This is a genomic window from Parageobacillus toebii NBRC 107807 (assembly GCF_003688615.2).
GTDB classification, from domain to species: domain Bacteria; phylum Bacillota; class Bacilli; order Bacillales; family Anoxybacillaceae; genus Parageobacillus_B; species Parageobacillus_B toebii.
In genome coordinates, this window is the sequence record NZ_CP049703.1 from 926,778 (window position 1) to 937,500 (window position 10,723).

The following is a 10,723-nucleotide window of genomic DNA, read 5'->3' on the forward strand; positions in this document are numbered from 1 at the left end:
TTTTTAAAAAATTGAGGTAAAATAAAAAAATGTAATCATCTATTGTAATACTGTGGTATTTAGCGTTAACCATCACAGTGTAACGGCATAGTGAAATAAGGAGGAATGACAAGTGGCAATTACAGGTACAGATCGTGTAAAACGAGGAATGGCGGAAATGCAAAAAGGCGGCGTCATCATGGACGTGGTGAATGCGGAACAGGCGAAAATCGCAGAGGCAGCCGGTGCAGTAGCGGTGATGGCATTGGAACGCGTCCCTGCTGATATTCGTGCCGCTGGCGGTGTCGCGCGCATGGCAGATCCGACGGTCATTGAAGAAGTGATGAAGGCCGTATCGATTCCTGTTATGGCCAAAGCGCGTATCGGTCATTACGTCGAAGCACGCGTCCTTGAGGCGTTAGGTGTTGATTATATTGATGAGAGTGAAGTATTAACACCAGCTGATGAAGAATTCCATATTGATAAAAGACAATTTACCGTTCCGTTTGTTTGCGGTTGTCGCGACTTAGGAGAAGCGGCGCGCCGCATTGCTGAAGGGGCATCGATGCTTCGCACAAAAGGAGAACCAGGAACAGGAAACATTGTCGAGGCAGTGCGTCATATGCGCAAAGTAAATGCGCAAATACGCAAAGTTGTCAGCATGAGTGAAGACGAGCTTGTGACAGAAGCGAAGAATTTAGGTGCTCCGGTCGAAGTATTGCGCGAAATTAAGCGGTTAGGCCGCCTCCCTGTCGTCAACTTTGCCGCAGGCGGTATCGCGACCCCGGCTGACGCGGCATTGATGATGCATTTAGGTGCAGATGGGGTATTTGTCGGTTCAGGTATTTTTAAATCGGAAAATCCAGAAAAATATGCGCGGGCGATCGTTGAAGCAACGGCACATTATGAAGATTACGAGCTAATCGCCCATTTATCCAAAGGATTAGGTAGCGCAATGCGCGGCATTGATGTCGCATCATTATTGCCAGAACAACGTATGCAAGAGCGTGGTTGGTAAGTAAAGGAGTAGACGTTATGATGAAAATTGGAGTGCTTGGCTTACAAGGTGCCGTACAAGAACATGTTCGTTCCATTGAAGCGTGCGGCGCCGAGGCAGTGGTCGTAAAAAAAATAGAGCAATTAGAGGAAATTGACGGCCTTATTCTTCCTGGCGGCGAAAGTACGACGATGCGCCGTTTGATGGATAAATACGGATTTATCGAGCCGTTAAAACAGTTTGCTGCAGCGGGAAAACCGATGTTCGGCACGTGCGCTGGCCTCATTTTGTTAGCGAAACGAATCGTCGGTTATGATGAGCCGCATCTAGGATTGATGGATATTACGGTGGAACGCAATTCTTTTGGCCGTCAACGTGAAAGTTTTGAAGCCGAGCTTTCGATTGCTGGCGTTGCCGATGATTTTATCGGTGTATTTATCCGCGCTCCACATATTGTGGAAGTAGGAGAGGACGTCGAAGTTTTGGCGAAATATGAAGGACGTATTGTTGCGGCAAGACAAGGGCAGTTTCTAGGATGCTCGTTCCATCCTGAATTGACCGATGACTATCGTATGACACAATATTTTCTCAATATGGTGAAAGAAGCGAAAGCATAAAAAGAGTTGCGTTTCAAAAAAACTTATAGTACATTATTGGTACAAACAGGCATATGAAAATCGCATAGCGCTAAAGCGATGAAAGGAACTAGTAGCAAGGTCGTTTCTCTTCAGAGAGTCGGTGGGTGGTGCAAACCGATGGGAAACACTTGTGAATCCATCCTGGAGTAAAATGCCGAACGCGCAAGCTAGTAAGCATTTTCGGCTTTTCGCCGTTATCGATTCAAGCGGAAGACAGCCTCGTCTTCAATTAGGGTGGCAACGCGGGATTACTCTCGTCCCTTTTTGGGGACGGGAGTTTTTATTTTATAATAATAATAAAAAAGGAGGTATCGTTGATGCTTGATGTCAAATATTTGCGCAATCATTTTGAAGAAGTAAAAGAAAAGCTTCTAAAGCGCGGCGAAGATTTAACAAATATCGATCGCTTTGAAGAGCTAGACAAAAAGCGCCGCGAATTAATCGCAAAAGCAGAAGAACTAAAAAATAAACGAAATGAAGTATCCCAACAAATCGCCGTATTGAAACGCGAGAAAAAAGATGCTGATCATCTCATTGCCGAGATGCGGGATGTAGGGGATCGCATTAAAGCCATGGATGATGAAATCCGCCAAGTGGAAGAGGAACTAAATGCGTTATTATTGTCTATTCCAAATATCCCGCATGAATCGGTGCCCGTTGGAAACTCGGAAGAAGATAATGTCGAAGTCCGCAAATGGGGGGAACCGCGTTCGTTTTCATTTGAACCGAAACCGCACTGGGATATTGCCGAACAGCTCGGTATTCTTGATTTTGAACGGGCCGCGAAAGTAACAGGAAGCCGCTTTGTCTTTTATAAAGGACTCGGCGCCCGCCTGGAGCGCGCGTTAATTAACTTTATGCTTGATGTTCATATCGAGGAGTTTGGCTATCAAGAGATATTGCCTCCGTACCTTGTCAATCGGGCGAGTATGACGGGAACAGGACAATTGCCAAAATTTGAAGAAGACGCATTCCGTATCGAAACAGACGATTACTTTTTAATTCCGACAGCAGAGGTGCCTGTGACAAATTTACATCGTGATGAAATTTTATCCGCGGAAGATTTGCCGATTTACTATGTTGCTTATAGTGCATGTTTCCGCGCCGAAGCTGGTTCTGCTGGACGTGATACAAGAGGGCTTATTCGCCAGCATCAATTCAATAAAGTAGAGCTGGTGAAATTTGTGAAACCGGAAGATTCATATGACGAATTAGAAAAGTTAACAAATCAAGCAGAGAGAATTTTGCAACTGCTTGGACTTCCTTATCGTGTTGTATGTTTATGCACCGGTGATTTAGGGTTCTCGTCGGCGAAGACATATGATATTGAAGTATGGCTGCCAAGCTATGGAACGTATCGTGAGATTTCTTCGTGCAGCAACTTTGAGGCATTCCAAGCACGGCGTGCTAACATTCGTTTCCGCCGCGAACCAAAGGCGAAACCGGAATATGTGCATACGCTCAATGGATCAGGGTTGGCGATTGGTCGCACGGTGGCCGCCATCTTAGAAAACTATCAGCAGGAAGATGGAACGGTTGTCATTCCAGAAGTACTGCGTCCGTACATGGGAAATCTAGAAGTTATTCGATAAATAAGAGCAGGGCGGATTTGCCCGCCCGCTCTGCCATAAAAGGTGTTGACTTTTATCTTCAGTGATGTTATATTGAATGATGTCAGTACGGAGGAGTACCCAAGTCTGGCTGAAGGGGTCGGTCTTGAAAACCGAGAGGCGCCGCAAGGCGCGCGGGGGTTCGAATCCCTCCTCCTCCGCCATAAAGGAATTGAAAATACCAACGCGCATAAGTGGAGATTGTTATCCGAGACGATTCGTTACATTTTGTAACGAATTTTTATTTTTCCAAAGCAAAAAATAACCGCCTAATAGTGGCGGTTATTTTTTTATACGATAATACTCGTGAATAATCGTTGAAGCTTTTTTAATAATTGGTTCGATGGACTGCTCGTCTTCGACAATATCGTATTCGTTAATGTTTACGCGAAGAACTGGGCAAGCGTTAAATTCATTAATCCATTTCTCATAACGTTCATACATTTCCTTCCAATATGATATAGGTGTTTTCTGTTCCATTGGACGCCCGCGCTCACGAATGCGCTTTATCACTTCCTCAAAACTTCCTTCCAAATAAATAAGCAAATCAGGATGCGGGAAATACGGTGTCATGACCATGGCTTGAAATAAGCTTGTATATGTTTCGTAATCCACAGCCGTCATTGTTCCATTTTCAAAGTGCATTTTTGCAAAAATATGCGCGTCTTCGTAAATAGACCGATCTTGAACAAAGCCGCCGCCATATTCAAACATCCGCTTTTGTTCTTTAAATCGCTCCGCAAGAAAATAAATTTGTAAATGAAAACTCCAACGTTCAAAATTATCATAAAACTTGTCTAAATATGGATTTGTATCTACTTTTTCAAATGAAGTGCGAAAATTTAGCGCTTTGGCTAATGCTTTTGTCATGGTTGATTTACCGACACCGACTGTTCCGGCAATCGTAATGATCGCGTTATCTGGAATACGATATTTTTCACGTAAGTTCATCGTTGCGAAACCCCTTTTACGACAGTTTTTACTCGTTCGAATATGTAATGTAAATCTTCTTCCCGTTGAACGAAGTCGAGCAAGTCCCCGTTGAACCGAAGAACTGGAATATGTGGATTTGCTTGTTCGAATAGAGCAAACGCTTCTTCATAATCAGCGGCTAGCTGCTGTAAGTAGACCGGATCCATTCTTTTCTCAAAGTCGCGGCCGCGTTGATGAATGCGTGTTAATAGCGTTTCAAGGCTGGCATGTAAGTAAATGATCATATTAGGTTGAGGTAAACCATCTGTTAAAATATCATAAATTTTTATATATTTTTTATAATGATGTTCTTGTAACGTTCTTTTGGCGAAAATTACATTTTTCATAATATGGTAATCGGCAACAACTGGTTTTTTTTGTTGAAGAAAGTTACGATCAATTTCTTCTAATTGCTTATAACGATGGCAAAGGAAAAACATTTCCGTTTGGAAGCTCCATTCTTCGATATTTTCATAAAATTTCCCGAGAAATGGATTTTCATCGACGATTTCTTTCACTAAATGATAGCGGAAGTGTTCGGAAATCGCTTTTGCCAATGAAGTTTTCCCAACCCCAATCGGACCTTCTACCGCGATAAATGGAACCATTCCCATCTGTGCTCCCCCTTCTCCTTAGACAGATAAAATTTATTTTAACACATAGATAAATAAAATCGCACTTGGAAAAACAACCAAGTGCGATTGAAAAAAGTATTATTTACCTTTTTACAACAGTAAAGTTATCTGTTAGCAGCAACCAATTTTGCGGAAAATCTAATCCTAGTTTCCAATAGCTGATTCCCCGTAGGCCGAGTTCTTTTACTAAGTCAAATTTTGCTTGAATCGAACGGGCATCTTCAAACCAAACTTCGTGTTCTTTTCCGTTTTCGTCCCGATAGCGGAAATGAGGAGCTTGCGCTTTGGTGTCATATTCAATGGCGACATTGTATTGAGCAGCAAGACGGATCGCTTGTTGCGGACTAATCGCCCGTGCATATGGTCCACCCGGTACGTATGGAAGCGTCCAATCGTATCCGTATAAGTTTTGTCCCATCATAATTTTAGAAGCGGGCATTTCGGAAATGGCATATTCGATCACCTGCCGAACAGGGCCAATTGGAGAAACCGCCATTGGCGGTCCACCGCTATATCCCCATTCATATGTCATAATGACGACAAAATCAACAATTTGTCCGTGGGCGCGGTAATCATGCGCTTCATACCAGCGGCCTTTTTGTGTCGCGCTTGTTTTTGGCGCCAACGCGGTAGACATAAGCCACCCTTCACGTTCAAATCGCCGTTTTGCTTTTCGCAAAAACGCGTTATACGCTTCGCGGTCTTCGGGACGCAAATATTCCATATCAAAGTGAATATCGCGAAATCCGTATTTTTTTGCTGTTGTTACAATGTTTTCTAATAGACGGTTTTGTAATTGTTCGTTGTTTAAAATAAGCGCTCCTAGTTCATCGCTAAATTGATCGTTTTCGATATTGGTAACGACCATGATTAAAGTAACGCGATTGGCGCGAGCGATAGATGGGAAATTATTCAATGGAGGTTCTTTGAGTGCTGCATTTCGCTGAATTTGGAACTGAAACGGAGCTAAGTATGTTAAATATGGGGCTGCTTGACGAGCACTTGCCTCCAGCGCTGGGCTGACAGTCGTTCCTCGCGGCTCAATGTATCCGTTAAACTCGGCTCTCCGTTTTGCTTTTGGCGGAATGTATAAACGTTGTCCAACTTGCAGCGGGCTATTTAAGGAAATGCGGTTAATTTCCGCAAGACGCTGCGCAGGAATGGAAAATTTCCGGGAGATGGACCATAAACTATCGCCGCGCTGAACCCAATAAAAGCTTCCAACAATCGGAATAACAATCGCTTGACCTACAACAAGATCGTTTGGATTTGGGAGCTCGTTTGCGCGAATAATTTCTTCAGGAGTCGTATTATACGCTTGAGCAATTCCGCTTAACGTTTGCCCGCTTTGTACAACGTGAATTTGCATACTTTACCTCCTAGTTGCGTCTTCGTTCTTCTTATTTTATGATGAAAAAAGAGCAGAAATGACCGTTTTTACGAGGAGTTTAGCAATGGTAAACGATGAATACTATATGCGTTTAGCTATAGAAGAAGCGAAAAAAGCAGAACAAATAGGAGAAGTTCCAATTGGTGCGATCATTGTTCAAGACGGCCATATTATTGCTCGCGCTCATAATTTGCGGGAGACGGAACAGCGTGCCATTGCCCACGCCGAAATTTTAGCGATTGATAAAGCGTGTAAGGAAGTAGGATCATGGCGCTTAGAAGACGCGACATTGTATGTCACATTAGAACCTTGCGCGATGTGCGCTGGTGCCATTGTACTTGCCCGCATTAAGCGGGTCGTGTTCGGCGCAAGTGACCCAAAAGGAGGCTGCGCAGGAACATTGATGAATTTGTTGCAAGAAGGAAGATTTAATCATCAAGCGGAAGTGACAAGCGGGATATTAGGAGAAGAATGCGGGCAAATGTTAAGCAGCTTTTTTCGAAAGCTCCGCGAAAAAAAGAAAAATATTGGGCAAAGTTCCAGCTAAATGATCGAAGTCAGTCATTGCATTTTGTTTCAAAAACCGATATACTTATATTGCCGTGCTAAGCGGGGAGGTAGCGGTGCCCTGTACTCGCAATCCGCTCTAGCGAGGCTGAATCCCTTCTCGAGGTTAGTTTGCCGTAAGGTCTGTCTCAAGTAAGTGGTGTTGACGTCTGGGTCCCGCGCAATGGGATTCCGTGAACCCTGTCAGGTCCGGAAGGAAGCAGCAGTAAGCGGATTCTCCCATGTGCCGCGGGGGTGCCTGGGCTGAGCTAACTGCTTGAGCAACGCTTGGGGCAGCTAATCGACAGAAGGTGCACGGCCTACATAAAGAGAACATAGAACTCACTCCTTGCGAGTGAGTTTTTTTATTTCTTATTTTGAAAAAAGGTGAAGACATTATATAATAAATAAGATGAGAAAAAGAGGGGGGCCATTTCGTGACATACCAAGCTTTATATCGTGTTTTTCGGCCGCAGCGGTTTGCAGATGTTGTCGGTCAAGAACACGTGACGAAAACATTGCAAAGTGCCCTGCTTCAAAATAAAATATCCCATGCATATTTGTTTTCTGGTCCGCGTGGTACAGGAAAAACGAGCGCTGCGAAAATTTTAGCAAAAGCGGTAAATTGTGAGCATGCACCGACGGTAGAACCATGCAACGAATGTCCTGCATGCATCGGGATTACGAATGGCGCCATTCCAGACGTATTGGAAATTGATGCGGCTTCGAACAACCGGGTGGATGAAATTCGGGATATTCGTGATAAAGTGAAATTTGCGCCGACATCTGTTCGCTATAAGGTATATATTATCGATGAAGTACATATGCTTTCAATTGGCGCTTTTAATGCGTTATTAAAGACGTTAGAGGAACCTCCAAAGCATGTTATTTTTATATTAGCAACAACAGAGCCTCATAAAATTCCGCTTACGATTATTTCCCGTTGTCAGCGCTTTGATTTTCGGCGAATTCCATTGCATTCTATTGTCGCAAGGTTGCGGCAAGTTATTGAACAGCAAGGGATAAAAGCTTCAGATGAGGCTTTGTTTGCGATTGCTCGCGCGGCCGACGGCGGAATGCGTGATGCGTTAAGTTTGCTTGATCAAGCTATTTCATTTAGTGATGGAGAATTGCTGCTTGAAGATGTCCTTGCCATGACCGGATCCGTATCTTCCGCGACATTGGCTTCTCTTGTTCGGGCTATATATGAGAAAGATACGGCAACATCATTGCAGCTGCTTGAGGAAATGATGGATCAAGGAAAAGATCCTAATCGCCTTATTGAAGATTTAATTTTATATTATCGGGATCTTTTGCTTTATAAAACGGCTCCCCATGTAGAAGGGGCGATAAAAGGCACAGTTGTTGACGATACGTTTCAACATTTAGCTCAGTCAGTTCCGTTATCTGACATCTACGAAACGATTGAAGTGTTAAATAAAAGCCAGCAAGAAATGAAATGGACGAATCATCCGCGCATTTTTTTAGAGGTTGCGCTGGTGAAGCTTTGCCATCAACAAGCTTCCTATCCATCACCGTCCTCTGAAGAAATTCAATCGCTCGCAAAAAAGCTGGAATATTTGGAAGCGGAGCTGCGCCGTTTAAAAGAACATCATGCATCTGTCGCAACAACCGCCCCTGCGCAAACGAAAAAACAAACAAAGACGCTAAAAACAGGAGGATATAAAACGCCGGTTGGCCGTATTTATGAAATCTTAAAGCAAGCGACCCATCAAGATTTATCGCTTATCAAAAGCCATTGGGCTGAGATGCTGGATACATTAAGGAAGCAACATAAAGTATCCCATGCAGCTTTATTGCAGGAAAGCGAGCCAGTTGCTGCAAGCCCAAACGCTTTTGTGTTGAAGTTTAAATATGAAATCCATTGTAAAATGGCCGCTGACAATACGAATTATGTGAAAGATAATTTAGAGGCGATTTTATTTGAGCTAACGAAAAAACGTTTTGAAATGGTGGCAGTTCCTGAAGAAGAATGGAGCAAAATAAGAGAAGAATTCATTCGCGAAAAAGGCGCGAAGCGCGAACAAGAACAGGGAGAAGATCCACTAATCGCGGAAGCAAAGCGGCTGTTTGGTGAGGAATTAATTGAAATTAAGGAATAACCATATTAAGGAGGAAAAAACAATGATGCGTGGCGGAATGGGAAATATGCAAAAAATGATGAAACAAATGCAAAAAATGCAAAAAGAAATGCAGAAAGCACAAGAACAATTAGCAGAAAAAACGGTAGAAGGCACTGCAGGAGGCGGTATGGTGACCGTTATAGCGAACGGTCATAAACAAATTTTGGAAGTAAAAATCAAAGAAGAAGTGGTGGATCCAGAAGACATTGAAATGCTCCAAGACTTAGTGTTGGCAGCAACAAATGATGCTTTGAAAAAAGCAGATGAGTTAGCAGCCGAAATGATGGGACAATTTACAAAAGGATTGAATATTCCGGGATTGTTCTAGGAGGAGTTTTAATGCATTATCCAGAACCAATATCTAAACTAATCGATAGTTTTATGAAGCTGCCCGGAATCGGACCAAAAACAGCTATTCGTCTTGCGTTTTTTGTTCTAACGATGAAGGAAGATACTGTGTTGGAATTTGCTAAATCGCTTGTTGATGTCAAACGGAATATTAGATATTGTACGGTTTGTGGGCACATTACCGATACAGATCCTTGTTATATTTGCAAAGATGAAAGACGAGATCGAACAACAATATGTGTTGTGCAAGATCCAAAAGATGTTATTGCTATGGAAAAAATGAAAGAATACAATGGACTTTACCATGTGTTGCATGGTGCCATTTCTCCAATGGAGGGCATCGGCCCAGAAGATATAAAAATTGCGGAGTTATTAAAAAGATTGCAAGATGAAGCTGTACAAGAAGTTATTTTGGCGACAAACCCGAACATTGAAGGGGAAGCGACCGCGATGTATATATCGCGTTTGCTAAAACCAACTGGAATAAAAGTAACGAGAATTGCCCACGGTTTACCGGTGGGCGGAGATTTGGAATATGCCGATGAAGTGACGCTTTCAAAAGCCTTGGAAGGACGTCGAGAGTTATAGAAAGAGAAAGAGGTGGGGGTCACTTGTTATGGCGACGGAAAGGCTGGCTAAAAAAGCAATTTGATTTAAAATTAGTAGAAGAATTACAAGCGCTGAGAGACGAATGGTATGAACAGAAACGGCTGATTGAAAAGTGTGTAGAACCTTCAGAAGAAGTACTAATGGCGTTAAATGTTACAGAGGCCAAATACTTTTTTTTAATCCGTGAAGCAAAATATCGACGTGTATCATTAAAGGGAGTGAAATAGCTTCCTTTATTTTTTTTGTTCTTTTTTCCGTCTTTCATCATAAGTTTGTAGTACAAGCAATAAAAAGGAGCGTGGAAAATGGAACCGAAATTTGTACTTATTTTGCTATCATCTATGATTATTGTTTTATTATTAGCAGGAGCGCGATTAAAAGCATTAAAATTTTTAGGATATGGGGCGATTAAACTAATCGTTGGAGCACTAGTATTATTTGTTATTAATGCAATTGGCGGAGCGTTTCAATTTCATGTCCCCATTAATTTCATAACAGCATTCATATGTGGATTTCTCGGGATACCGGGAGCGGCAGCTTTAGTTATCATCGAAAAGTATATCGTTATGTAAGGAAGATATGTTTCATTTGTAAGCGAGATGACGAAAAGGCGTTGTTTTCCATCAGCGCCTTTTTTATTTTTTGAAAAAACATATTGACTTTTATTTTTATATGTATTATATTAAAAAACGTCGTTGTTAAAAAATGAATAAATAAGTTGACAACATGTAATGCAGTATGTATAATATAAAAAGTGTGCGAAGTTCCTTGAAAACTAAACAAAACGCAAGCGTCAATAAGAAAAGCGGAGGCGACTTGACACCTTCGGTGTCGGCGCCGAATTAAAAGCCAATC

12 protein-coding genes, 1 tRNA gene, 1 other RNA gene and 1 other annotated feature are annotated in these 10,723 nt (G+C 42.5%); of the genes, 11 read left to right on the forward strand and 3 right to left on the reverse strand.

The window, feature by feature from the left end:
• Positions 1-112: 112 nt before the first annotated feature.
• The 4 genes from pdxS (at position 113) to DER53_RS04730 (ending at position 3,388) form a co-directional block, all read left to right on the forward strand.
• Entirely contained in the window at positions 113-997 is an 885-nt protein-coding gene (gene pdxS, locus DER53_RS04715) for a pyridoxal 5'-phosphate synthase lyase subunit PdxS (protein WP_062756475.1), read from the forward strand.
• Positions 998-1,014: 17 nt separating this feature from the next.
• Positions 1,015-1,593, forward strand: coding sequence for a pyridoxal 5'-phosphate synthase glutaminase subunit PdxT (gene pdxT, locus DER53_RS04720; protein ID WP_012748791.1), 579 nt, complete (start codon positions 1,015-1,017; stop codon positions 1,591-1,593).
• 69 nt (positions 1,594-1,662) lie between these two features.
• Positions 1,663-1,879 (forward strand) — a binding site (T-box leader).
• Between the two features lie 52 nt (positions 1,880-1,931).
• Complete coding sequence (gene serS, locus DER53_RS04725) at positions 1,932-3,206, forward strand: serine--tRNA ligase (protein ID WP_062756473.1); 1,275 nt, start codon at positions 1,932-1,934, stop codon at positions 3,204-3,206.
• Positions 3,207-3,295: 89 nt separating this feature from the next.
• A tRNA-Ser gene (locus DER53_RS04730) sits at positions 3,296-3,388 on the forward strand.
• Positions 3,389-3,506: 118 nt separating this feature from the next.
• Here DER53_RS04730 and DER53_RS04735 read toward each other — a convergent pair.
• The 3 genes from DER53_RS04735 to DER53_RS04745 all read right to left on the reverse strand — a co-directional run bounded on the left by DER53_RS04735 (position 3,507) and on the right by DER53_RS04745 (position 6,200).
• Positions 3,507-4,175, reverse strand: coding sequence for a deoxynucleoside kinase (locus DER53_RS04735; protein WP_062756471.1), 669 nt, complete (start codon positions 4,173-4,175; stop codon positions 3,507-3,509).
• The gene (locus tag DER53_RS04740) at positions 4,172-4,810 is read right to left on the reverse strand and encodes a deoxynucleoside kinase (protein WP_062756469.1); all 639 of its coding nucleotides are present in this window, start codon (positions 4,808-4,810) and stop codon (positions 4,172-4,174) included. Before DER53_RS04740 ends, DER53_RS04735 begins: the two co-directional genes overlap by 4 nt.
• A 103-nt stretch (positions 4,811-4,913) precedes the next feature.
• Positions 4,914-6,200: a glycoside hydrolase family 18 protein gene (locus DER53_RS04745; protein ID WP_012748796.1), complete on the reverse strand. Its 1,287-nt coding sequence runs from the start codon at positions 6,198-6,200 to the stop codon at positions 4,914-4,916.
• 85 nt (positions 6,201-6,285) lie between these two features.
• On the opposite strand from DER53_RS04745, the gene tadA reads away from it, so the two are divergent.
• The 7 genes from tadA (at position 6,286) to DER53_RS04780 (ending at position 10,440) form a co-directional block, all read left to right on the forward strand.
• Complete coding sequence (gene tadA / locus DER53_RS04750; RefSeq protein WP_012748797.1) at positions 6,286-6,768, forward strand: tRNA adenosine(34) deaminase TadA; 483 nt, start codon at positions 6,286-6,288, stop codon at positions 6,766-6,768.
• A gap of 53 nt (positions 6,769-6,821) precedes the next feature.
• Positions 6,822-7,086: signal recognition particle sRNA large type (gene ffs, locus DER53_RS04755), an RNA gene on the forward strand.
• A gap of 118 nt (positions 7,087-7,204) precedes the next feature.
• Complete coding sequence (dnaX, locus tag DER53_RS04760) at positions 7,205-8,890, forward strand: DNA polymerase III subunit gamma/tau (RefSeq protein ID WP_062756467.1); 1,686 nt, start codon at positions 7,205-7,207, stop codon at positions 8,888-8,890.
• 25 nt (positions 8,891-8,915) lie between these two features.
• Positions 8,916-9,239, forward strand: a complete 324-nt coding sequence (locus DER53_RS04765; RefSeq protein WP_003247376.1) for a YbaB/EbfC family nucleoid-associated protein — start codon at positions 8,916-8,918, stop codon at positions 9,237-9,239.
• 11 nt (positions 9,240-9,250) lie between these two features.
• On the forward strand, positions 9,251-9,847 hold the full coding sequence (recR, locus tag DER53_RS04770; RefSeq protein WP_012748800.1) for a recombination mediator RecR: 597 nt from the start codon (positions 9,251-9,253) through the stop codon (positions 9,845-9,847).
• A 23-nt stretch (positions 9,848-9,870) separates the two neighbouring features.
• A complete protein-coding gene (locus DER53_RS04775; protein ID WP_012748801.1) occupies positions 9,871-10,095 on the forward strand; it encodes a YaaL family protein in 225 nt (74 codons plus the stop codon).
• A gap of 78 nt (positions 10,096-10,173) precedes the next feature.
• Entirely contained in the window at positions 10,174-10,440 is a 267-nt protein-coding gene (locus DER53_RS04780) for a pro-sigmaK processing inhibitor BofA family protein (protein WP_012748802.1), read from the forward strand.
• Positions 10,441-10,723 lie beyond the last annotated feature (283 nt).